19 protein-coding genes are annotated in these 21,341 nt (G+C 74.9%); 11 read left to right on the forward strand and 8 right to left on the reverse strand.

The genetic code is table 11. The features are described from left to right. Positions 1 to 122: 122 nt before the first annotated feature. The 3 genes from GL259_RS21780 to GL259_RS21790 form a co-directional block, all read right to left on the reverse strand. Entirely contained in the window at positions 123 to 773 is a 651-nt protein-coding gene (locus GL259_RS21780; RefSeq protein WP_159535042.1) for a hypothetical protein, read from the reverse strand. Then, complete coding sequence (locus tag GL259_RS21785; RefSeq protein WP_159535043.1) at positions 761 to 1,300, reverse strand: SigE family RNA polymerase sigma factor; 540 nt, start codon at positions 1,298 to 1,300, stop codon at positions 761 to 763. Before GL259_RS21785 ends, GL259_RS21780 begins: the two co-directional genes overlap by 13 nt. A 283-nt stretch (positions 1,301 to 1,583) precedes the next feature. Next, positions 1,584 to 2,519 carry an A/G-specific adenine glycosylase gene (locus GL259_RS21790; RefSeq protein WP_159535044.1) on the reverse strand — a complete coding sequence of 312 codons (936 nt, stop codon included), beginning with the start codon at positions 2,517 to 2,519 and terminating at the stop codon, positions 1,584 to 1,586. A 144-nt stretch (positions 2,520 to 2,663) separates the two neighbouring features. Between GL259_RS21790 and GL259_RS21795 the strand changes: the two genes are divergently transcribed. Together GL259_RS21795 and GL259_RS21800 are read left to right on the forward strand one after the other, a co-directional pair. Then, complete coding sequence (locus GL259_RS21795; RefSeq protein WP_159535045.1) at positions 2,664 to 4,259, forward strand: sensor histidine kinase; 1,596 nt, start codon at positions 2,664 to 2,666, stop codon at positions 4,257 to 4,259. Beyond that, positions 4,256 to 4,921 carry a response regulator transcription factor gene (locus tag GL259_RS21800; RefSeq protein WP_159535046.1) on the forward strand — a complete coding sequence of 222 codons (666 nt, stop codon included), beginning with the start codon at positions 4,256 to 4,258 and terminating at the stop codon, positions 4,919 to 4,921. The genes GL259_RS21795 and GL259_RS21800 overlap by 4 nt, the downstream gene beginning before the upstream one ends. Positions 4,922 to 4,924: 3 nt before the next feature. On the opposite strand, the gene GL259_RS21805 is transcribed toward GL259_RS21800, so the two are convergent. Next, the gene (locus GL259_RS21805) at positions 4,925 to 5,578 is read right to left on the reverse strand and encodes a phosphatase PAP2 family protein (RefSeq protein ID WP_159535047.1); all 654 of its coding nucleotides are present in this window, start codon (positions 5,576 to 5,578) and stop codon (positions 4,925 to 4,927) included. Positions 5,579 to 5,753: 175 nt separating this feature from the next. Here GL259_RS21805 and GL259_RS21810 point away from each other — a divergent pair, with 175 nt between their 5' ends. Continuing rightward, positions 5,754 to 6,617 (forward strand): hypothetical protein, encoded by an 864-nt coding sequence (locus GL259_RS21810; protein ID WP_159535048.1) that lies wholly within the window; start codon positions 5,754 to 5,756, stop codon positions 6,615 to 6,617. Between the two features lie 77 nt (positions 6,618 to 6,694). Here GL259_RS21810 and disA read toward each other — a convergent pair whose 3' ends face one another. After that, positions 6,695 to 7,819, reverse strand: a complete 1,125-nt coding sequence (disA, locus tag GL259_RS21815) for a DNA integrity scanning diadenylate cyclase DisA (RefSeq protein ID WP_159535049.1) — start codon at positions 7,817 to 7,819, stop codon at positions 6,695 to 6,697. A gap of 81 nt (positions 7,820 to 7,900) precedes the next feature. Further along, positions 7,901 to 9,310, reverse strand: a complete 1,410-nt coding sequence (radA, locus tag GL259_RS21820; RefSeq protein WP_159535050.1) for a DNA repair protein RadA — start codon at positions 9,308 to 9,310, stop codon at positions 7,901 to 7,903. Positions 9,311 to 9,693: 383 nt separating this feature from the next. Between radA and GL259_RS21825 the strand changes: the two genes are divergently transcribed. Beyond that, a complete protein-coding gene (locus GL259_RS21825; protein WP_159535051.1) occupies positions 9,694 to 11,433 on the forward strand; it encodes a sigma-70 family RNA polymerase sigma factor in 1,740 nt (579 codons plus the stop codon). Positions 11,434 to 11,445: 12 nt separating this feature from the next. Here GL259_RS21825 and GL259_RS21830 read toward each other — a convergent pair whose 3' ends face one another. Further along, complete coding sequence (locus GL259_RS21830; protein WP_159535052.1) at positions 11,446 to 12,309, reverse strand: hypothetical protein; 864 nt, start codon at positions 12,307 to 12,309, stop codon at positions 11,446 to 11,448. Positions 12,310 to 12,416: 107 nt separating this feature from the next. Between GL259_RS21830 and GL259_RS21835 the strand changes: the two genes are divergently transcribed. The 4 genes from GL259_RS21835 to ilvD all read left to right on the forward strand — a co-directional run bounded on the left by GL259_RS21835 (position 12,417) and on the right by ilvD (position 17,053). Continuing rightward, the gene (locus tag GL259_RS21835; protein ID WP_159535053.1) at positions 12,417 to 13,349 is read left to right on the forward strand and encodes a Ppx/GppA phosphatase family protein; all 933 of its coding nucleotides are present in this window, start codon (positions 12,417 to 12,419) and stop codon (positions 13,347 to 13,349) included. A 235-nt stretch (positions 13,350 to 13,584) separates the two neighbouring features. Continuing rightward, entirely contained in the window at positions 13,585 to 14,418 is an 834-nt protein-coding gene (locus GL259_RS21840) for a sugar phosphate isomerase/epimerase (RefSeq protein ID WP_159535054.1), read from the forward strand. Then, positions 14,415 to 15,062 carry a TetR family transcriptional regulator gene (locus GL259_RS21845; protein ID WP_159535055.1) on the forward strand — a complete coding sequence of 216 codons (648 nt, stop codon included), beginning with the start codon at positions 14,415 to 14,417 and terminating at the stop codon, positions 15,060 to 15,062. The genes GL259_RS21840 and GL259_RS21845 overlap by 4 nt, the downstream gene beginning before the upstream one ends. A 137-nt stretch (positions 15,063 to 15,199) precedes the next feature. Beyond that, positions 15,200 to 17,053, forward strand: a complete 1,854-nt coding sequence (gene ilvD / locus GL259_RS21850) for a dihydroxy-acid dehydratase (protein ID WP_159535056.1) — start codon at positions 15,200 to 15,202, stop codon at positions 17,051 to 17,053. Between the two features lie 67 nt (positions 17,054 to 17,120). Here the strand turns inward: ilvD and GL259_RS21855 are convergent, their stop codons facing one another. After that, a complete protein-coding gene (locus GL259_RS21855) occupies positions 17,121 to 19,253 on the reverse strand; it encodes a serine/threonine-protein kinase (RefSeq protein ID WP_159535057.1) in 2,133 nt (710 codons plus the stop codon). 180 nt (positions 19,254 to 19,433) lie between these two features. Here GL259_RS21855 and GL259_RS21860 point away from each other — a divergent pair, with 180 nt between their 5' ends. From GL259_RS21860 to GL259_RS21870, 3 genes are all read left to right on the forward strand, one after another. Further along, entirely contained in the window at positions 19,434 to 19,751 is a 318-nt protein-coding gene (locus GL259_RS21860; protein WP_159535058.1) for an SH3 domain-containing protein, read from the forward strand. A 145-nt stretch (positions 19,752 to 19,896) separates the two neighbouring features. Beyond that, positions 19,897 to 20,415, forward strand: a complete 519-nt coding sequence (locus GL259_RS21865; protein ID WP_159535059.1) for an EamA/RhaT family transporter — start codon at positions 19,897 to 19,899, stop codon at positions 20,413 to 20,415. A 92-nt stretch (positions 20,416 to 20,507) separates the two neighbouring features. After that, positions 20,508 to 21,317, forward strand: a complete 810-nt coding sequence (locus GL259_RS21870) for a class I SAM-dependent methyltransferase (RefSeq protein ID WP_159535060.1) — start codon at positions 20,508 to 20,510, stop codon at positions 21,315 to 21,317. Positions 21,318 to 21,341 lie beyond the last annotated feature (24 nt).

Here is a 21,341-nt window from a genome sequence, read left to right on the forward strand (position 1 = left end):
TTCGGTCTCGGGTCCGTGCGGGCGCTCTTCCCCCGCCCACCCGACGGACGCAGGGGACCGTGCGGGGGTTCACCCGTTCATCGGTCCGGGCGGCTCCGCCGGTTCACGCCGTGAGCCACGTCTCAGCCGTCGGGCGCGGGCGCCGGCTCCGGCCCGGCCACCTTGCCGTAGTCGTTGTGCGTGCGGTACTCCTCGGTGAACCGGCCCGCGGTCCAGCGGTAGGTGACCACGTCCTCGCCGGACGGGCTCGACACCGGGTCGCCCCGGTCGTACACCTGCTTGGTCACCACCAGGTCCCCGCGGTCGATCTCCGCGTACACCGGGGGTTCCTCGGTCTTGAACACGTTCACGTACGAGCCGTCCTCGTCGCGGTACACGTACGAGCCGACGCCCACCGCGTCCCCGCAGGTCAGCACGTTGACGACGACGTCGTCGGCGGCTCCTCCGGTGAGGTTGCCGTAGCTCACGTCGACGGGGTACTCGTCGGCGACGCACGGCTCGAGCTCCCGCTTGACCTCGGCCGAGACCGCCGGGTCGGCCTTGATCAGCCGGACCGCGTCCACCCGGTCGGGAGCCGTGGCCTGCGCCTTCGAGGGCGCGGCGGCGCTCACCGCCGAGTCCGCGTGCGCCGGGCCCTCGTCCCGTGCGCCGGTGCCGCCCGTGCCGCAGCCCGCGGCGAAGAGGCCCGCGGCGGCGAGCGCGGCCGTCGCCGCGGTCGCCGCCCGGACGGTGGTCCGGGCCCCTGTGTGCCCCGCGCCGGTCAGGCCGCGCAACGCTCCCGCTCCTCACGCTCCAGAGCGCGTGCGTCCAGGTCGCGCGCCTGAAGCTCCTCGCGGAGCCGGGCCAGCGCCCGGTGCAGTGTGCTCTTGACCGTTCCGGCCGACATGCCGAGGGCGGCGGCCGTCTCCTCCGTGGACATCTGCTCCCAGTGTCGCAGCACCACGACACTGCGCTGCTTCGGGGCGAGCACCTTCAGGACGTCCATCAGCAGGGCGCGGTCGGCGTGCTGCTCGGTGGCGTCGTCCACGCAGGACTCCGGGAGCTGCTCGGTCGGCACCTCCTCCAGCCTGCGGGCGCGCCACCACTCGGTCCGCGTGTTGATCATGACGCGGCGCAGGTAGGCGTCGGCCAGCCGCTTGTCCTCGATGGTCTCCCAGCGGCCGTACGTCCGGACCAGCGCGGTCTGCAGCAGGTCCTGCGCGTCGACGGGGTCCGGGACCAGGCGGCGGGCGCTGCGCAGCAGCGCGTCCTGCCGGGTGCGGACGTACTCCTCGAACCCGAGCACCTCGCCCTGCGCCATGGTGAACCGCCTTCCGCTCCCCGTTCCGGCCCGCCCGTGCGCGCCGGCTGCACTGCCTGTGATCCGTGGTCGTCATGCCCTTTCCGGGCACGTGGACGAAGGTACGGAGGCGTTGTCACGGCACTGTGCGAAGCAGCCTGCGGGCAGCCTGCGGCTGTCCGTCGGTTGTGTAACGGAAGGGGGAACGGGGTGGGGTGGTGCGGCGATCGAGGCGGTTATGGGCGGATACGGCGGGCCGGCGCCGTGGCCGCGGACGCCCGTCCCCGTGTGCGCCGGCTGTGCATCAGCCCAGCGGCAGCCGGTACAGGCCGCCCGGCAGCGGCTCCACCAGGCCGTCGGCGACGAGACCGTCCAGGGCGCGGGCGCGCTGCACCGGCTCGTGCCACACCCGGTCCAGGGCGGCCTGCGGCACCGGTCCGTGCGTCTCCCGCAGCACGGCCAGCAGCCGCCCGCGGACCTGGCGGTCCGTGCCCGCGTACGTCTGGCCCCGGCGCGGCGGACCGTCGTGGGCCGGCTTGCCCGCCAGGCGCCAGGCGCACTGCGCGGCGATCGGACAGCGGTGGCACGACTCGTTCTTCGCCGTGCACACCAGCGCCCCGAGCTCCATGGAGGCGGCGGCCCACCGCGCGGCGGTCGACGCATCCTCCGGCAGCAGCGTCCGGGCGAGCCGGCGCTCGGCGGCGGTGGTCGCGTTCGGCGGGTACTGCACCCCGGTGACCGCGCGGGCGAACACCCGGCGGACGTTGGTGTCCAGCACCGCGTGCCGCTGCCCGTACGCGAACGACGCCACGGCCGCGGCCGTGTACTCGCCGATGCCGGGCAGCGCCAGCAGCTGGGCGTGGTCGGCCGGGACGTCGCCGCCGTGCCGCTCCGTTATGGCGACGGCGGCGCCGTGCAGCCGCAGGGCGCGGCGCGGGTAGCCGAGCCGGCCCCAGGCGCGGACGGCCTCGCCGGGCGCCTGGGCGGCGAGGTCGGCGGGGCGCGGCCAGCGGGCCATCCACTGCTCGTAGACGGGCAGGACCCGGTTCACCGGGGTCTGCTGGAGCATGAACTCACTGACCATCACCCCCCACGCGCCGGCCTCCGGGCGCCGCCACGGCAGGTCCCGGGCGTGCTCGTCGAACCATTCGATGACAGGGGAGTGCAGCGGCTCACCGGGAGCACGCTCGGACGCGGAATCGGCGGCGGGGCCGTACGGGGGCTTCGTGGGAGCAGTCATGACCCCTCGATCCTGCCACGCCCGGCCCCGCCCGCGGGGGGACCGCCACGGTGGTGGGAGGGGGAACCAGGGGTCCCGGAGAGTGACGGGCACCTGACGATCGGCAGCAGTGGCGACCCGGCGGCCGCTTGTAGCGTCGACGGCATGGAACGTGCCCGCCTCGCCGCGCTCGGCAGGGGCTGCCTGCTCTGGGCGGCCCTCGCCGCCCCGGCGCTCACCGCGGACCGGCTCGGGCTGAACGAGCCGCGCGCCCTCGGGCAGCGGCTGGCCGGCCTGGTCCTGCTCGCCGCCGCCACCGCCGTCTCCCGGCGCCGGCCGCCGGCCGCGTTCGCGCTGACGGCCGCCCTGAGCCTGGCCTGCGCACCCGCGCTGTTCAGCGTCTCCTACGGCCCGGCGCTCGGTGTGTCCGCGCTGCTGCTCGGGCTGCGGGCGGAGCGCACGGCCCCCGCGGCGCTGTGCTTCGCCGCCGTCGGCTGCGCCGGCACCGCGCGGATCGCGCTCACCGGGGCCGACCCGGTCCCCGAGTGGCTGGTCCTGACCGGCACCCTCCTGTTCGGCTGCGTCTTCCCCTGGCTCGGCGGGCGCTACTGGCGGCAGAGCCGCCAGCTGGCCGAGGCGGGCTGGCTGCGGGCGGCCCGCCTGGAGGAGGAGCAGCGCCTCACCGAGGAGCGCGCCCGGCTGCGCGAGCGGGCCCGGATCGCCCAGGACATGCACGACTCCCTGGGCCACGAGCTGAGCCTGATCGCCCTGCGCGCGGGCGCCCTCCAGGTCGCCCCCGACCTCGCCGGCCACCACCGGGCCGCCGCGGCCGACCTGCGCGCGGCGGCCGCCGACGCCACCGACCGGCTGCACCGCATCATCGGCGTCCTGCGGGAGGACGACGAGCCCGTGCCGCTGACCCCGGCCGGCGAGGACGTCGAGCAACTCGTCGCCCGCGCCGCCGAGTCCGGGCTGCCGGTGCGCTGGGAGACCGGCGGGCGGAACACGGCCGTGCGGCCCGGCGGGGTCGCCGGGCGGCTGCTGCACCGGGTGACCAGGGAGGCGCTGACCAACGCGGCACGGCACGCACCGGGCGCGCCCGTCGTCGTGGCGGTGACGGGGGACGACGCGCGGGGAGCGACCGTCACCATCACCAACGGCCGTGCGGTCCAAGGGAGTTCACCGGCCCCGGGAAGCGGTTCGGGCCTGCTCGGGTTGCGCGCCGCCGTGACCGCGGTCGGCGGCACCTTCGAGGCGGGCCCGCACGCCGACGGCTACCGGGTCCGGGCCCACGTCCCGGCGCGGGCGTCCGCGCAGGCCGCGCCCCCGCACCCGCCCTCCGCCCCCTTCACCCGGGCCCGCCGCCGGGTCGCCGCCGGTCTCGGCGTCGCGGCCTGCGCGGGTGTCGTCCTGGTCGGTTCGGCCTTCGGCTGGTACGCCTACACCGAGACGCACTCGGTCCTGGAGCCCGCCGCCTACGCGGGGCTGCGCCCGGGCGCGCCGGCCGACGAGGTCGCACGGGTGCTGCCGGACCGGGACGTCCAGGACCCGCCCTCGGAACGCGCGCCCGCGCCGCCCGAGGGCGCCGACTGCCGTTACTACCGCGCGAGCGGCGAACTCTTCGTCTCCGTCGACCATTTCCGGCTCTGCTTCGACGAGGAGGGGCGCCTGGTCACCAAGGACGTGGTCCCGCGCGTCGGCCTGGCCGGCGACGGACCGGAGGGAGAACGACCGCACGAACAAGAGGAGTTCGCACGATGATCCGGGTCCTGCTGGCCGACGACGAGGCGTTGGTGCGCGCCGGGGTGCGCGCCATCCTGGGGAGCAGCGGTGAGACGGAGGTCGTCGCGGAGGCGGGTGACGGGCGCGAGGCCGTCGAACTGGCCCGGGCGCACCGCCCCGACGTGGCCCTGCTCGACATCCGCATGCCCCGCCTGGACGGGCTCGCGGCGGCCGAGGAGATCGTCCGCACCGTCCCCGGCACGGCCGTCGCGATGCTCACCACCTTCTCCGAACGCGCCCACGTGGCCCGCGCGCTGGGCGGCGGCGCCACCGGCTTCCTGCTCAAGTCCGGTGACCCGTACGAACTCATCGCCGGAACAAGGGCGGTGGCGGGCGGCGCGGCCTTCCTGTCGCCCAAGGTGGCCCGGTACGTCATCGAGGGACTCGGCGGCGCCGGCGGCACCGGCCGGCTCGCCCGGGAGGCGGAGGCCCGCGCGCGCGTGGCGGTGCTCAGCCCGCGCGAGCGCGAGGTGCTCGGCCTGGTCGGGTCCGGACTGTCCAACCCGGAGATCGCCGCCCGGCTGCACCTCGTCGAGGGCACGGTGAAGGCGTACGTCAGCGCGGTCCTCGACCGGCTCGGCGTGCGCAATCGCGTACAGGCGGCGATCGTCGCCCACGAGGCGGGACTGGTCGCGACCTGAGTCCTAGCGGTGTCGGCGCGTCGCGTACGGCGGGACGCGGTGGGCGGCCGGTTCCGGTCCCGGTCCGGTGAGCCAGCGCACGGCGGGCGCCGACGAGGCGCGCATCGACGCGGCGAGCCGGACCGCCGGGCGCGTGGCCAGCCGTACGGCGGCGAAGGCGACGACCGCGCCGAGGAGCAGTCCGGCGGCCACGTCGTGCGGGTAGTGCACGCCGACGAACACCCGGGAGAAGGCCGTGAGCAGGGCCAGCGGGGCCGTCAGCCGGACGAGCGCGCGGCGGACCAGGACCAGGGCGAGGGCCGAGGCGCCCGCGATCGCGGCGTGGTTGCTGGGGAACGACCAGTCGCCGTGCGGCGGGCACGCGGCCAGGGAGGGGGCGGCGTCGGTGACCGCCCGGCACGGACGCTCCTGGGTCACAACGGACTTCAGCACCTCACTGCACACGTACGCCACGGCCGTGGCCAGAGGTGCAAGGCACGCGATCGCGAACGTCCGTGGGCCGGCGCGCCGGGCCCGCCACCAGCCGAGGACGAACAGCGCGACGAAGACCAGGAGTCCGGCCTCCGTCCCGATCTCGGCCGTGTGCCGCACCCACGACGGGGAGTCGTGCGCGAAGTCGGTGATGTCGCGGTAGAGCCCGCTGTCCACGAAGTCCATGGTCACGGACCGTAGGCGAGGGGCCGATGCGGTCACACCCCGCGATCGTCGCGTGCCGCACCCGACGAAAGACAGGGCGGGCGGGGCGGGTTCCGGGATGATGATCCGGAAAAGTTGTGAGTCTTGGCGGCGGGTGGGCCGAGCGAACGCACCGATCTCTCGTACAGTTTGCGCCGTGGGATCTCTGCGCAATCCGGTCGGGCCGCTTCCCTCCTCCATCTACTGGCGAAGGAGGGTCGTACTGCTGTCCGTACTGGCCGTGTTGGCGTTGCTGATCACCTGGGTGGTCACCGCGGGCGGCGGGGGCGGCGACGACCGCGGGAGCGGGGCCAACGGCAAGAATCCCGCACCGTCCATCACACCGGGACCGTCGGGTTCGGGGCCGGCGATCAGCCAGGCGCCGGGCGGACGCGACGAGTCGGGTTCCGGCGGGTCCGGCGGCTCGTCGTCCGGGAGCGGGGACGAGGGCGAGGGCGAAGGCGGGGACGACGGAGCGAACGGCGACCCCGCGGGCTCCGGTGGCGCCGGCGGTTCGGACGGCGGCGCGGGGGGCGGCGCGGGCGGCGGTTCCGAGGGCGGCACGTCGTCCGGGGTCGGCGCGGGTGACGCGCTGCCGGCCGGATCCGGTTCCGGACTGCCCAACTGCACGGCGAACACGGTCAGGTTGACCCTGCGCAGCGTCCGCAACGCCTACGAGCCCGGTCGGACCCCCACCTTCCTGCTGACCGCGCGGAACGCCTCCGGCAGCGACTGCAAGGTCGATCTCGGGCCGGAGAGCACGGTGTTGACGATCACCCAGGCGAGCGAGGACGACCCGTACTGGGCGTCGGACGACTGCCCCGAGGGCGTGCGGAGCCTGGTGTTCCGGGTACCGGCCGGTGAGAGCATCACGTACACCGTGAAGTGGGACCGCAAGCCGAGCGCCCCGCGGTGCGCGACGCCGCCGGCGGGATCGGCCGGCGCCGGGACGTACCTGGTGGAGGCCAAGGCGCCGGGGTTCGCGAAGATGCGGACGTCGTTCGTGCTGGAGAAGGACTGACGGGGGACCGGGGCCGCGCCCGGCGCGTACCGCCGGGAGCGGCGGTACGCGCCGGGCGGTGACCCGCCCGGGAGGGCTCAGACGTACCGCTCGAGGATCGAGCTCTCCGCCAGCCTCGACAGACCCTCGCGGACGCTGCGCGCCCGGGCCTCGCCGACGCCGTCCACCGTCTGGAGGTCGTCCACGCTGGCGGCGAGCAGCTTCTGCAGCCCGCCGAAGTGCTCCACCAGGCGGTCGATGATCGCCCGGGGCAGCCTCGGCACCTTCGCCAGCAGCCGGAAACCGCGCGGCGACACCGCCGAGTCCAGGGTCTCGGGGGAGCCGGTGTAACCCAGGGCGCGGGCCACCGTCGGCAGTTCCAGGAGCTCCGCCTGGGGGAGCGCGTCCAGCTCGTGCAGGGCCTCGTCGACCGTGCGGGAGCGCTTGGCGGTGGGCTCGGGGACGTAGTCGCGCACGACGAGCTCGCGCTCCGGCTCCACGCCCGCGATCAACTCGTCCAGCTGGAGGGCGAGGAGGCGGCCGTCGGTGCCCAGCTCGACCACGTACTCGGCGATTTCGGTGGCGATGCGGCGCACCATCTCCAGCCGCTGCGCGACCGCCGAGACGTCCCGGACGGTCACCAGGTCCTCGATCTCCAGCGCCGACAGCGTGCCCGCGACCTCGTCGAGGCGGAGCTTGTAGCGCTCCAGCGTGGCGAGGGCCTGGTTGGCGCGGGACAGGATCGCCGCCGAGTCCTCCAGGACCCGGCGGTGGCCGTCGACGTAGAGCGCGATCAGGCGCATCGACTGGGAGACCGAGACGACCGGGAAGCCGACCTGCTTGGAGACCCGGTCGGCGGTGCGGTGCCGGGTGCCGGTCTCCTCGGTCGGGATGGTCGGGTCCGGCACCAGCTGGACGCCCGCCCGCAGGATCTTGGACAGGTCGGACGACAGGACGATGCCGCCGTCCAGCTTGCACAGCTCGCGCAGCCGGGTCGCGGTGAACTCGACGTCCAGCACGAAGCCGCCGCTGCACAGTGCCTCGACGGTCTTGTCGGAACCGAGCACGATCAGACCGCCGGTGTTGCCGCGGAGCACGCGCTCCAGGCCGTCACGCAGGGTGGTGCCGGGTGCCACGGCGCTCAGCGAGGCGCGCATCAGGCCCTCGGAACCGGCACTCCCACCGGACTTTCCGGGAGCCGCTGCCCGGTCGTTGGCTGCCACTGCACTCCTCCGGTCGCAGGTTCTGGGGCGCCCCCGTTTCGCGTACTCGGTTCGTACGGACGGGCGAGACCTGGGCAAAGTCTACCGGCGGTCCTCCTCCTCCCGTGGGGCCTCTCGCCGACGGGAGCGCGGAAGGACGCGCAGCGCGTCCCCTATGTCCGCGACTTCCAGGACCTTCATCCCCGGAGGGATTCTGCCCGGATCGCCCGGTACCAGGGCGTGTGTGAAGCCCAGGCGGTGCGCCTCGGCGAGCCTGCGCTGGACGCCCGTGACCCGTCTCACCTCGCCGGCCAGGCCGACCTCGCCGATCGCGACCAGGTTCTTCGGCAGCGGGGTGTCGCTCGCCGCCGACGCCAGGGCGAGCGCGACGGCCAGGTCCGCGGCGGGCTCCGAGAGCTTCACCCCGCCGACCGTCGCGGAGTAGATGTCCCGTTTGCCCAGGGCGCTGATGCGGCCGCGCTGTTCCAGCACCGCCAGCATCATCGACACGCGCGAGGTCTCCAGGCCGGACGTGGTGCGCCGGGGGGAGGGGATCTGCGAGTCGACCGTGAGCGCCTGCACTTCGGCGACCAGGGGGCGGCGGCCCTCCAGGGTGACCGTCAGGCAGGTGCCGGGCACCGGCTCGTCACGGCGGGTCAGGAAGAGCCCGCTCGGGTCCGCGAGGCCCGTGATGCCCTCGTCGTGCAGTTCGAAGCAGCCGACCTCGTCGGTGGTGCCGTAGCGGTTCTTCACACCCCGGACCAGGCGCAGGCGCGCGTGCCGGTCGCCCTCGAAGTGCAGGACGACGTCCACCAGGTGCTCCAGCAGGCGCGGACCGGCGATCGCGCCGTCCTTGGTGACGTGTCCCACCAGGAGCGTGGACATGCCGCGCTCCTTGGAGGCCCGGATCAGCGCGCCGGCCACCTCGCGGACCTGGGCCATGCCGCCCGGGGCGCCGTCGATCTCCGGCGACGCCACCGTCTGCACCGAGTCCATGATCAGCAGGGACGGCTTGACCGCGTCCAGGTGGCCGAGCACGGCGGACAGGTCCGTCTCGGCGGCGAGGTACAGGTGGTCGTCGATGGCGTGGATGCGGTCGGCCCGCAGCCGGACCTGGCTCGCCGACTCCTCACCGGTCACGTAGAGCGTGCGGTGCTCCTCGCTCGCCGACTTGGCCGCCACGTCGAGCAGCAGGGTGGACTTGCCGACGCCGGGCTCGCCCGCGACGAGCACCACGGCCCCGGGGACCAGCCCGCCGCCGAGCACCCGGTCCAGCTCGGGCACGCCGGTGGAGCGGGCGGTGGCCTGGCGGCCGTCGACCTGGCCGATGGGCAGGGCGGAGGTGGTGACCCGCCCCGGGGCCGTCGTACGGACCGCGGGCGCGCCGTACTCCTCGACCGTCCCCCAGGCCTGGCACTCGGGGCAGCGGCCGAGCCACTTGGCCGTCTGCCAGCCGCACTCGGTGCAGCGGTAGGACGGGCGGTCCTTGGTGGTCTTGGTACGGGCAGCCATGCGAAAACGGTAGCGGCCGGGACTGACAACGCGGACCGGGGCGCCGGCCGGCCCCCGCACGGCCGCTCGGATCCGGGGCGCGGACGCCGGACCGGCACCGGGGGAGGGACGGCGCCCGGAGGCGGACGCGTGCCGGGGGAGGCGCTGCGCCCGGAGGCGGACGCGTGCCGGGGAGGGACGGGCGCGGGGAGGAGAGCGGGTGCCGGGAGGAGGGGACGGCGGCCCCGGGCGGCGCCGTCGGGGAGGCCCGGACCGGGCGGTTTCCGCGCCCGGCCCGGTGAGCGAAAGGTTCCTGTACCCGATTGAGGGATCGTTTCACCCGTACGGATTAAAAGTGTGCAGGGCACCCGAGAAGGCCGCCCCGGGCCGCCTACGGTCGCCGGATGACGAGCAGTGGCCCGGAGACCCCGACCCGCACGACCGGCACTCACCGGGCGCACCGGGAGGTGCGTGACCGTGGGGCCGCGCGCACGCTGGTGCGGCGGCCGCACACGCGCTACGAACCGCACTTGGACGGGCTGTTCACCTACTGCCTGTCCGTGCTGTGCGACCACGACGCGGCGACCGCCGCCCTGGCCGACGTCCTCGTGCTCGCGGAGCGCCGCGGCCGGCACGTCCCGGACGCGCCCGGGGACCGCCGGGCCTGGCTGTACGCGCTGGCCCGCTGGGCGTGTCTGCGCACGCTGGCGGAGGCCCAGCAGAAACGTCGTACCACCCACGCCGCGGGCCGCACCGACCGCCGGCGCGAGGACCGGGCCGCCACCGCCCCGGCGGTCTCCGAGGAGGTCCGGGAGCGCCGCCGGCGGGAACTGGCCCTGCTGGCCTGGCCGGAGGCCGCCGGCATCACCCCGGAGCAGCGCGAGGCGCTGGAACTCGCCGTCCGCCACCGCCTCTCCGCCCACGAGGTCGCCGCCGTGCTCGGCAGGGAGCCGGCCGCCGCCCGCGAGCTGCTCGCCTCCGCGGCCTGCGAGGTCGAGCGCACCCGCGCGGCGCTCGCCGTCGTCGAGACCGGCGCCTGTTCCGGTGTGGCGCACTTCACCGGCGACCACCAGCTCGTGCTCAGCACCGCCCTGCGCCGTGAACTCGTCCGGCACGTCGACGACTGCCCGCGCTGCCGCCGCACCGCCGAGCGGGCCGTCCCCGGCCGCTGGCCCGGCACCAGCGTCACGCCGGACGCGCTGCCCGTCCTGCCGGCGCCGGGCGCGGCCCTGCGCGCCGCCGTGGCCCACCACCCGCGCGGGCGCGCCGCCGCGCCCCGCTTCGACCGGCGCGGCTTCCCGGTGGACCCCAGGGACCGCGTCGCCCGCAGGGACCGGTTCCGCGCGCGTGCCGTCACGACGACGGTCGTCGCCACCGTGATCGCCGCGCCCGTGTTCGCGCTGTGGGCCGCCTACCGCGGCACCCCCGTCGGCGAGGCCCAGGACGGCCGCTCCGCCTCCGCGTGGGAGGACGGCGGCCCCGTCGACCTCGACGGCGAGGGAGCGGGCGGCTACGAGAACACCGGCAACGCCGGCCCCCGGCCCGGCCCCCGGTTCGGCGAGGGCGGCGGGGCGGACGTGTCCGTGGAGGTCGTCGGCGCCACCGGGGCCGGACGGGAGGGCGCCGCGCTGGCCGTCACGGCCGGCCACACCGGCGGCACCACGCTGATCACCCTCACCGCGACGGGCTCCGAGCCGGTCCGCTGGTCCGCCTCCACGGGAGCGCCCTGGCTCCACCTGAGCCGGTCGTCGGGCACGCTCGCCCCCGGCGAGTCGTCGACGGTCAGGGTGTACGTCGACCGGCTCCGTGAGCCGTCGGGGCACTGGAGGGCGACCGTGGCGATCGCACCCGCCGGCGCGGTCGTCACCATCGGGGGCCACGGCGGCGCCCCCGGTCACCCCGGCGGCCCGGGCACCGCGCACCCCGGCACCCCGAGCGGCCCTCCCCCGAGCCCCGGCGGGCCGCCGTCGTCGCCCGGCCCGGACCCGGCGCCCACCACACCGGCACCCCCGCAGCCCACGCCGACCGGCCCCCCGTCCTCGCCCGGCCCGGAGCCCGCGCCCGGCGGGACCGCCCCGGCCGACCCGGCGGGACCGACGCCCCCGCCCGCGGACGGCGGCGACCCGGCCCCGTCCACGCCGTAGACCGGGACCGGATCAGGCGGGGTCCGCCGGATGCGGTGCCAGCAGGGGCAGCTGCGAGGCCAGCCGTTCCTCGCACAGCTCGGCCAGACGGTCGTAGCCGGCCTTGCCCATCAGCTCGGTCAGCTCCGCCCGGTAGGAGACGTACACCGGCTCCCCGGCGCCGTGCGCCGAGGTCGCCGAGGTGCACCACCAGTGCAGGTCGTGGCCGCCCGGACCCCAGCCGCGGCGGTCGTACTCGCCGATCGAGACCTGCAGCACGCGCGTGTCGTCGGGCCGGTCGATCCAGTCGTAGGTCCGCCGGACCGGCAGCTGCCAGCACACGTCCGGCTTGGTCTCCAGCGGCTCGCGGCCCTCCCTGAGGGCGAGGATGTGCAGCGAGCAGCCCATGCCTCCCGCGAAACCCGGCCGGTTCTGGAAGATGCACGAGCCCTGGAACGGGCGGGTCTGGCGGTCGCCGTCCTCGTCCTGCGACACCCAGCCGTTCCTGGTGCCCTCCTCGTGGTGCTGCCAGATGTCCGGCGTGAGCCTCGCCACATGTTCGGCGACCCGCTTCTCGTCGTCCTCGTCGGAGAAGTGGGCGCCCAGAGTGCAGCACCCGTCGTCCGCGCGGCCCGCCTGGATGCCCTGGCAACCGCTGCCGAAGATGCAGTTCCAGCGAGAGGTCAGCCATGTCAGATCGCAGCGGAAGACCTGCTCGTCGTCCGCCGGATCGGGAAATTCCACCCATGCGCGGGCGAAGTCGAGGCCCTTCTCGTCGTCCGCCGGAGGCTTCCCCGGCGACTTCGGTGCGGTCACCCGCGAAGAACCCGCGTCCGGTTTGACCTTCTCGGCCCTCTTGTCCGTCTTCTCGTCCTTCGCCTTTTTCGTCTTTGGCACCCGTCCAGGGTAAGTCGCCCGCGCTCCCCTCCGGGACCGGCCCGGGCACCGCGGAAGATGCGCCGAGGGCGGCAACACACCGCGCGGCGGGCAGTAGCGTTCCGTACATGAGACTCGGTGTCCTCGACGTGGGTTCGAACACGGTGCACCTGCTGGTGGTCGACGCGCACCCCGGCGCGTGCCCGCTGCCCGCGCACTCGCACAAGGCCGAACTGCGCCTCGCCCAGCTGCTGGAGGACGACGGGGCCATCGGCCCGGACGGGATCGACAGGCTGGTCGCGGTCGTCCACGGGGCGCTCCGGGCCGCCGAGGACAAGGGGGTCGAGGAACTGCTGCCGTTCGCGACCTCCGCGGTGCGCGACGCGGACAACGCCGACCACGTCCTCGCGCGGGTGCGCGAGGAGACCGGGGTCGAGCTGCAGGTCCTCAGCGGCGAGGAGGAGGCCCGGCTCACCTTCCTCGCCGCCCGCCGCTGGTTCGGCTGGTCGGCCGGGAAGCTGCTCGTCCTCGACATCGGCGGCGGCTCCCTGGAGATCGCCTACGGCATGGACGAGGAGCCCGACGCCGCCGTGTCGCTGCCGCTGGGCGCCGGCCGCCTCACCGCCGGCCGGCTGCCCGGCGACCCGCCCGCGCCGGACGACGTCCGCGCGCTGCGCCGCCACGTGCGCACCGAGATCGCCCGCACGGTCGGCGAATTCAGCCGCCTCGGCGCCCCCGACCACGTGGTGGCCACCTCCAAGACCTTCAAGCAGCTCGCCCGCATCGCCGGCGCCGCCCGCTCCGCCGAGGGCCCGTACGTCCAGCGCGAGCTGAAGCGGGAGTCCCTGGAGGGCTGGGTGCCCCGGCTCGCCGCCATGACCGTCGCCGAGCGCGCCGAACTGCCCGGCGTCTCCGAGGGCCGCGCGGGCCAGCTGCTCGCCGGGGCGCTGGTCGCGGAGGGCGCGATGGACCTGTTCGGCGTGGAACGCCTGGAGATCTGCCCGTGGGCGCTCCGCGAGGGCGTCATCCTGCGCCGCCTGGACCACATGGGTCCGGCGTAGCCGTACGCGCCGGGCCGGGGGCTCCGTGCCGCCGCGCGCCGCGTGCGGGAGCATCCGGGGGGCCGGTTAGCTCCGTCACACGGCGGCCGGGCGGACGGATCGCCCGGCGGGCGGACGAGCGGGCCCTGTCCTGCGGACACGCGGGTCCGGCGCCGGTGGGCGGTCCTGGCCGAAGCCGGTCGCCCGGCGCCCGTCCGCCGCCCGTCCGCCGAACGCACCCCGTACCCTGTCCCTCGTGGCAGAACCAGCGGTGCGCATCCCGGATGCGAAGGTCGCTCTGTCGACGGCCTCCGTCTATCCGGAGTCGACGGCGACGGCCTTCGAGATCGCCGCGCGCCTCGGGTACGACGGCGTCGAGGTCATGGTGTGGACCGACCCGGTCAGCCAGGACATCGAGGCGCTGCGCAGACTCAGCGACTACCACCGCATCCCCGTCCTGGCCGTGCACGCCCCCTGCCTGCTCATCACGCAGCGCGTGTGGTCCACCGACCCCTGGACCAAGCTCCAGCGGGCCCGGGCCGCCGCCGAGAAGCTCGGCGCCGGCACCGTCGTCGTCCATCCGCCCTTCCGCTGGCAGCGGCAGTACGCCCGGGACTTCGTGGACGGAATCTGGCGGATGGCGAACGAGACGGATGTGCGGTTCGCCGTCGAGAACATGTACCCCTGGCGCTACCGCGACCGCGAGATGCTGGCGTACGCCCCCGACTGGGACGTCACCAAGGAGGACTACCGCCACTTCACGATCGACCTCAGCCACGCCTCGACCGCCCGCACCGACGCCCTGCAGATGATCGACCGCATGGGCGACCGCCTCGGCCACGTCCACCTCGCCGACGGCCGGGGCTCGGCCAAGGACGAGCACCTCGTGCCCGGCCGCGGCGACCAGCCCTGCGCCGAGGTGCTGCAGCGCCTCGCGCTCGGCGGCTTCGACGGCCACGTCGTCATCGAGGTCAACACCCGCCGTGCCATGTCCGGCGCGGAGCGCGAGGCCGACCTGGCGGAGGCGCTGGCGTTCACCCGCCTGCACCTGGCCTCCGCCTCCTCCGCCGCCCGGATGCCGCGGCGATGACCGGCGTCACCGCGAGCGACGGCCCGGACGCGGCCGCGCGGCCGAACGGCGTCTCCCGGCGCCGCGGCCGCCCCCCGCGCACGGAATCGGCCGGCACCCGTGACCGCATCCTCGACGCGGCCCGCGAGGAGTTCTCCGAGCGCGGGTACGAGAAGACGTCCGTACGGGGCATCGCCAAGTCGGCCGGGGTCGACTCCGCGCTGGTGCACCACTACTTCGGCACCAAGGAGCAGGTGTTCGAGGCGGCCGTCGAGGTCGCCCTGGCGCCGGCGCTCGTGGGCCGGGACGCGGTCCTCGAAGGCCCGCTCGAGGAAGTGGGCGAGCGGATGACACGCACGGTCATCGGGCTCTGGGAGAACCCGGTGACCCGGGCCCCGCTGCTCGCGATCGTCCGCTCCGCCGTGAACAACGAGACCGCGGCCGCCGTCTTCCGCCGCCTGGTCGCCGGCCAGCTGCTGCGCCGCATCGCCGGGCAGCTCGATTCGCCGGACGCGGAGCTGCGCGCCGAGCTCGCCGCCGCGCAGCTGGTCGGGATCGCGATGATCCGGTACGTGATCAAGGTGGAGCCGCTGGCCTCGGCGGACCCGGAGCAGATCGTCAGGCGCGTGGCGCCCGTGGTGCAGGGACACCTCACCGGACGCTGACGACCGCGTTCCGGCGGCGAGACATTCATCCCGCATTCCGGACACCTCGTCCCGCCCTCTGGATGACCGGCGTACGCTCGATGCCAGTCAGAACTCTCTGGCCGGCACTCTTCGAAGGTCTGAAGGAGCGAGCGACGATGCCCGAGCTGAGGTCCCGCACAGTCACCCACGGCCGCAACATGGCGGGCGCCCGCGCCCTGATGCGCGCCTCCGGTGTACCGGGTGCGGACATCGGCCGCAAGCCGATCATCGCGGTCGCCAACAGCTTCACGGAGTTCGTCCCCGGCCACACCCACCTCGCGCCGGTCGGCCGGATCGTCAGCGAGGCGGTCGTCGCGGCCGGCGGCATCCCGCGCGAGTTCAACACGATCGCCGTCGACGACGGCATCGCGATGGGCCACGGCGGCATGCTCTACTCGCTCCCCTCCCGCGACCTGATCGCGGACAGTGTGGAGTACATGGTCGAGGCCCACTGCGCGGACGCCCTGATCTGCATCTCCAACTGCGACAAGATCACCCCGGGCATGCTGAACGCGGCCCTGCGCCTGAACATCCCGACGGTCTTCGTCTCAGGCGGCCCGATGGAGTCCGGCCGCGCGACCCTGGTCGACGGCACGGTCCGCACGCTGGACCTGGTCGACGCGATCTCCGACGCCGTCAACGACAAGATCTCCGACGAGGACATCCTCCGCATCGAGGAGAACGCCTGTCCGACCTGCGGCAGCTGTTCCGGCATGTTCACCGCCAACTCCATGAACTGCCTCACCGAGGCCATCGGCCTGTCCCTGCCGGGCAACGGCTCGGTCCTCGCCACCCACACGGCCCGCAAGGGCCTGTACGAGGCGGCGGCCCGTACGGTCATGGACATCACCCGCCGCTACTACGAGGAGGACGACGAGACGGTCCTGCCGCGCTCGGTCGCCTCCCTCTCGGCCTTCGAGAACGCGATGGCCCTGGACATCGCCATGGGCGGCTCGACCAACACGATCCTCCACCTGCTGGCCGCGGCCCAGGAGGCGGGCGTCCCCTTCGGCCTCAACGAGATCGACGCGGTCTCGCGCCGGGTCCCCTGCCTCGCGAAGGTCGCCCCGAACGTGGCGAAGAACCGCACGTACTACATGGAGGACGTGCACCGCGCCGGCGGCATCCCGGCCCTGCTGGGCGAGCTGCACCGCGCGGGCCTGCTCAACGAGGACGTCCACGCGGTCCACAGCCCTTCCCTCGGGGACTGGCTGAAGACGTGGGACGTGCGCGGCGGCTCGCCCTCCCCGGAAGCGGTCGAGCTGTGGCACGCGGCCCCCGGCTGCGTCCGCTCCGCCGAGGCGTTCTCCCAGTCCGAGCGCTGGGAGACGCTGGACGAGGACGCCGAGGGCGGCTGCATCCGCTCCGCCGAGCACGCCTACTCCGAGGACGGCGGCCTCGCGGTCCTGCGCGGCAACCTCGCCGTCGACGGCTGCGTGGTGAAGACGGCCGGCGTCGACGAGTCCATCTGGACCTTCGAGGGCCCGGCGGTCGTCTGCGAGTCGCAGGAGGAGGCCGTTCAGAAGATCCTCACCCAGCAGGTCAAGGAGGGCGACGTCGTCGTCATCCGCTACGAGGGCCCCAAGGGCGGCCCCGGCATGCAGGAGATGCTCTACCCGACCTCGTACCTGAAGGGCCGCGGCCTCGGCAAGGCGTGCGCGCTGGTCACCGACGGCCGCTTCTCCGGCGGCACCTCCGGCCTGTCCATCGGCCACGCCTCCCCGGAGGCGGCCTCCGGCGGCACCATCGCCCTGGTCGAGGACGGCGACCGCATCCGCATCGACATCCCGAACCGCTCGATCGAGCTCCTGGTCGACGACGCCGAGCTGGCCCGCCGCGAACAGGCGCTGAACGGCCGGTACGCCCCGAAGAACCGCGACCGCAAGGTCTCCGCCGCCCTGAGGGCGTACGCGGCGATGGCGACCAGCGCGGACAGGGGCGCGGTGCGCGACGTGTCGAAGCTGGGCTGAGGTCCGGGTCCCGCGTCACGGGGCCGCCTCCCGCCGGTGCGGGGGCGGCCCCTTCGCGCGTGCGGCGCTACCAGGCGGCCGGATCGCGGCCGTCGACGGCGAAGACGGTGCCGTCGGGCGCGGAGGCGTGGACGCGGTGCCCGACGACCACGGGCTCGGGCAGGTCGGCCGCGATCCGGCCGGAGTCCGCGCCGAGCCGCGGCGGTGTCTGCCCGAGCAGCCTCCCCCCGCGGGCGTCCACGGCGAGCAGCCGCCCGTCGGGGGCGGTGACGTACACGGTCCGGCCGTCGGTGACCGGCGCCGAGCCGCGGGCCAGACCCGTTTCCAGGCTCCACAGCCGCCTCCCCGCCTCCAGGTCGACGGCGACCAGGGACCCGCCCGCGGCCATGAGGTGGACCACGTTCCCGTGGACGGTGCCGTGGGCCTGCTCGAGGGGGACGGGGAGCGCCACCCGGCGCGTGGCCCCCGTGGCCGGGGTGTAGCGGACCACGGCATCCGTGTCGCCGTAGACCCCGTCGGCGGAGGTGAGGAAGACCGTTTCCCCGGTCGTGCCGACGGGCTCCAGCGCTCCCTCGAGCCGAGCGTCCCACCGCACCTCACCGCTGTCCGGATCCACCGCGGTGACCCGTGTGCTCGTCCCGTCGTCGGACGCGCTCGCCGCGTACGCCAGGGGGTTTCCGGCGAAGGAGGTGAAGTACGGCCGTTCGTGGCCGGGGACACGGCGGCTCCACCTCTTCTCGCCCGAAGCGCCGTCCACGCCGGTGACCCTGCCGTCGGCACCGGTGAGCAGCAGCGTGCCCCCGGCGGACGCGAGTCCGCCGTACGCGGGTGTGTTCCGCTGCCAGCGCGTCGTGCCCGAGGCGGGGTCGAGCGCCTCCAGGCGTCCGCCCCGCGCGGACGGGAGCAGGACGAGACCGCCCGCCACGACCGGCGGTCCGCTCCCCTCCGCCGCGGTGACGGTGCGCCGCCAGAGCAGCCGGCCGTCGGACGGGTCGAGGGCGAAGACCCGCCCGGTCTGCGCGCAGAGCAGTTTCCCCGCCCCGTGGGAACACCGGGGCGTGCCGTTCCCGGACCCGGACGCCACCCACGGGCCGGACCCGGCCGACGCGGCCCGGGGCGCGCCGGTCCCCGGTGCCGTGCCGTCACCACCGGACAGCTGGACGGCCGCCAGCGCGACGATCGCGGCGAGACCGAGGGCACCGGCCCCGAGAACCGCCCGCCCGCCCGCGCGCCGCCCGGGCCGCCGTCCGGGCCCGTCCGGCTTCTCCGTCCTCTCCGTCCTCTTCGGCTTCTCCGTCTCCCGGGCCCGGGGCTCCGGCCCGGGCGCGTCTCCCGTGCGCTGCGCCGGTATGAACGCCTGGGTGTCGTACGAGGCGGCCACCGAGCGCAGCTCCCGCATCAACTCGTCGGGCGTGGGCCGGTCCTCGGGCTCCTTGGCGAGGCAGCGCAGGACGAGCGGCGCGAGTTCGTCCGGAACCCCGGTCAAGTCGGGATCGTCGTGCACGACTTGGTAGGCGACCACGTACGGGCTGTCGGAGTCGAACGGCCCGCGCCCGGTCGCCGCGTGCACCAGCACGGACCCCAGCGCGAAGACGTCGGCGGCGGGCCCGACCTCCCGCGGCCGCCGGAACTGCTCGGGCGCCATGAACGGCGGCGTGCCGATCAGCTTCCCCGTCTCGGTGCGCAACTCGCTGTCCTTCGGCCGGGAGATGCCGAAGTCGATGACCTTCGGCCCGTCCTCGGCGAGCAGCACGTTGCTGGGCTTCAGGTCCCGGTGCACCACCCCGACCCGGTGGATGTCGCGCAGCGCCTCGGCCAGCCCCGCCATCAGCCGACGCAGCTGGGCGGGGGCCATCGGACCGTTCCGCTTCACGTGCTCGGAGAGGGTCGGGCCGGGGATGAACAGGGTGGCCATCCACGGCCGTTCCGCCTCGGGGTCGGCATCGACCACGGGCGCGGTGAAGGCGCCGCTCACCCTGCGGGCCGCGCCCACCTCCTGCCGGAACCGTCCTCTGAACTCGGGATCCCTGGCGAACTCGGCGTGCACGACCTTCACCGCGAGCTTCATGCCCGAGGTGCTGCGGGCCAGATGGACGACCCCCATGCCGCCCGAGCCCAGACGGGACTCCAGACGGTAGTGACCGGCGTAATCAGGAAGTTCCGCTTCCGCGCCCGCCCCGGCGTTCTGCTGTGGCGCCATGGGACCACCCCCGTACTGTTCGTCCGCACGCGCGACGCACGGAGCCTAGTGGATGACTCGTACGGGACAGAGGCGGCTTGCTAGCCTCCGTGTTCCGCGAACGCACAGGTGTGCGCGTCATGTTCGAGGGGAATCAACGGGGCCCCATGACAACCATGGGGACCCACGGGGGAGGTACACATGTCTGTCGACCGTGCCGAGGTGACGGAGACCGGCGACGCGCCGGAAGCGGTCGCCACCGCGACTCTGCGCTACTACTCGGTCGCCCCGGGCGTCCGCCTGAACGTCCGCAGCGGTCCCGGCACCGGCTACACCATCGTCCGGATGCTGCCCGAGGGGGCGAAGGTCCCGATCTTCTGCCAGGCACCCGGCACCACCGTGTCGGGCCCGTACGGCACGTCCAACATCTGGGACAACATCGACGACGGCGAGTTCGTCTCCGACGCGTACGTGCAGACCGGCAGCGACGGCTACATCCGTCCGCGCTGCTCCTTCTGACCCGCCTCGACGGCCCGGAGCGCTCCCACGGCGCTCCGGAGCCGCAGGCCGGTCCCGCCCGCAGGCGCCGCCGGAGCCTTCCCCGCCCCGCGCCGCGCCTGATCCCGCCCGGAGCCCGCGGCGCACCCGGAGCCATAATCGACGCGTGAGCGCAGAGAACGGCACCCCGGACAGCACCGCGGGCTCCCCGGGAGCGGGAACCCCCGGCGGGCCCCGCCCCGAACCCATCCGCTTCTTCGGCACCACCTGGGTCGACCACTCCGGCGGCTACACCGCCCGCCGCGTCGGCGTCGCCGTCGGCTCGCTCGCCGCCGCGGCCGCCTCCTGCTTCGTCCTGCGCCTCGCCTACCAGGGCTTCCGGATCGCCGACGTCGGCAGCTTCGTCACGGTCCTCATGGTCGTGATGTTCGCCGTCTGCAGCGCCCTCGCCTTCCGCCACACCTGGGAGAGCTTCACCCGCCGTCCCGACCCCGCCCGCCAGGCCTCCCTCCGCGGCCTCCTGGCCATCGGTTTCGTCGGCTCCCTCCTCGCCTACTTCTTCCGCTCCCTGACCGAGGCCCCGGGGGAGGGACTCCACCGCGAGGAGTACGAGACGGCCCGCGCCCGGCACGACAAGCGGTCCTCCCGCCGCTCGGGCAACCCCGGGAAGCGCCGCCGCCCCTGACCCGCGGCTCACCGCGGGATTCCTCCGGCTCGACGGAGAATTTCCCGCCCCGCCCCGTCCCCTCGGCGCCGTCCCACGGCCACCATGGCCGTATGTCCACCGAAGCGTCCGAGCCGCCCGCCGCCGGATCCGTCACCCCGCCCGACCGCTCCGCCCGCGCCCGCTCCTTCAACGCCGCCGCGGCCCAGTACGCCGCCAGCCGCCTTTCCTACCCGCCCGCCCTCTTCGACGCCCTCGAGGAACTCGCCGGCCGCACCCTCGCCGGCTCCCGCGTCGCGGGCGTCGGCGCCGGGACCGGCATGGCGACCGCGCTGCTGCACGCCCGCGGCGCCGACGTGCTCGCGGTGGAACCCGGGGACGGCATGGCGGCGCAGTTCCGCCGCCGCCACCCCGGCCTCCCGATCGTCCGCGGCGACGGCGACCGCCTGCCCCTCGCCGACGCGTCCCTCGACCTCCTCACCTACGCCCAGGCCCGGCACTGGACCGACCCGGCCCGGGCCGTCCCGGAGGCGCTGCGCGTCCTGCGCCCGGGCGGCGCCCTCGCCCTGTGGTGGAACACCGACGCGCTCGACGTGCCGTGGATCGCCGAGGCGGCCGAACGCACCGACCGGCACTTCGGGCTGAACCTCTCCGCCGAGAAACGCAACGTCAACGCCCGTGTCGCCGACCCCACGGGCTGCCTCGACCTCACCCGCCGCGAGATCCGCTGGAGCCGCCGCGTCCCCCTCGACACGCACCTGGCCAACCTCGGCAGCCACTCGGTCCTCCTGACCCAGGACGAGGCACGCGGCGCGGCCTACCTGGCCGAGGAGCGGCGGCACCTCCTGACCGTCTCCCCCGACGGGGTCGTCGAGGAGACGTACGACGTCGTCCTCCTCGCGACGGCCCCCGCAGCGGCTTGACGCCACCCGCACCCGAGAGGATTA

This window comes from Streptomyces sp. Tu 3180 (assembly GCF_009852415.1).
In the GTDB taxonomy this organism is placed as follows: domain Bacteria; phylum Actinomycetota; class Actinomycetes; order Streptomycetales; family Streptomycetaceae; genus Streptomyces.

What these genes read in the sequence shown, in the direction of transcription:
- GL259_RS21805 (WP_159535047.1), bottom strand. Translation starts at nt 5,578, where the DNA reads ATGGACTTCGTGGACAGCGGGCTCTACCGCGACATCACCGACTTCGCG.
- ilvD (WP_159535056.1), top strand. Translation starts at nt 15,200, where the DNA reads ATGCCCGAGCTGAGGTCCCGCACAGTCACCCACGGCCGCAACATGGCG.
- GL259_RS21800 (WP_159535046.1), top strand. Translation starts at nt 4,256, where the DNA reads ATGATCCGGGTCCTGCTGGCCGACGACGAGGCGTTGGTGCGCGCCGGG.
- GL259_RS21790 (WP_159535044.1), bottom strand. Translation starts at nt 2,519, where the DNA reads ATGACTGCTCCCACGAAGCCCCCGTACGGCCCCGCCGCCGATTCCGCG.
- GL259_RS21855 (WP_159535057.1), bottom strand. Translation starts at nt 19,253, where the DNA reads ATGGCGCCACAGCAGAACGCCGGGGCGGGCGCGGAAGCGGAACTTCCT.
- GL259_RS21845 (WP_159535055.1), top strand. Translation starts at nt 14,415, where the DNA reads ATGACCGGCGTCACCGCGAGCGACGGCCCGGACGCGGCCGCGCGGCCG.
- GL259_RS21825 (WP_159535051.1), top strand. Translation starts at nt 9,694, where the DNA reads ATGACGAGCAGTGGCCCGGAGACCCCGACCCGCACGACCGGCACTCAC.
- GL259_RS21860 (WP_159535058.1), top strand. Translation starts at nt 19,434, where the DNA reads ATGTCTGTCGACCGTGCCGAGGTGACGGAGACCGGCGACGCGCCGGAA.
- GL259_RS21870 (WP_159535060.1), top strand. Translation starts at nt 20,508, where the DNA reads ATGTCCACCGAAGCGTCCGAGCCGCCCGCCGCCGGATCCGTCACCCCG.
- GL259_RS21835 (WP_159535053.1), top strand. Translation starts at nt 12,417, where the DNA reads ATGAGACTCGGTGTCCTCGACGTGGGTTCGAACACGGTGCACCTGCTG.
- GL259_RS21785 (WP_159535043.1), bottom strand. Translation starts at nt 1,300, where the DNA reads ATGGCGCAGGGCGAGGTGCTCGGGTTCGAGGAGTACGTCCGCACCCGG.
- radA (WP_159535050.1), bottom strand. Translation starts at nt 9,310, where the DNA reads ATGGCTGCCCGTACCAAGACCACCAAGGACCGCCCGTCCTACCGCTGC.
- GL259_RS21795 (WP_159535045.1), top strand. Translation starts at nt 2,664, where the DNA reads ATGGAACGTGCCCGCCTCGCCGCGCTCGGCAGGGGCTGCCTGCTCTGG.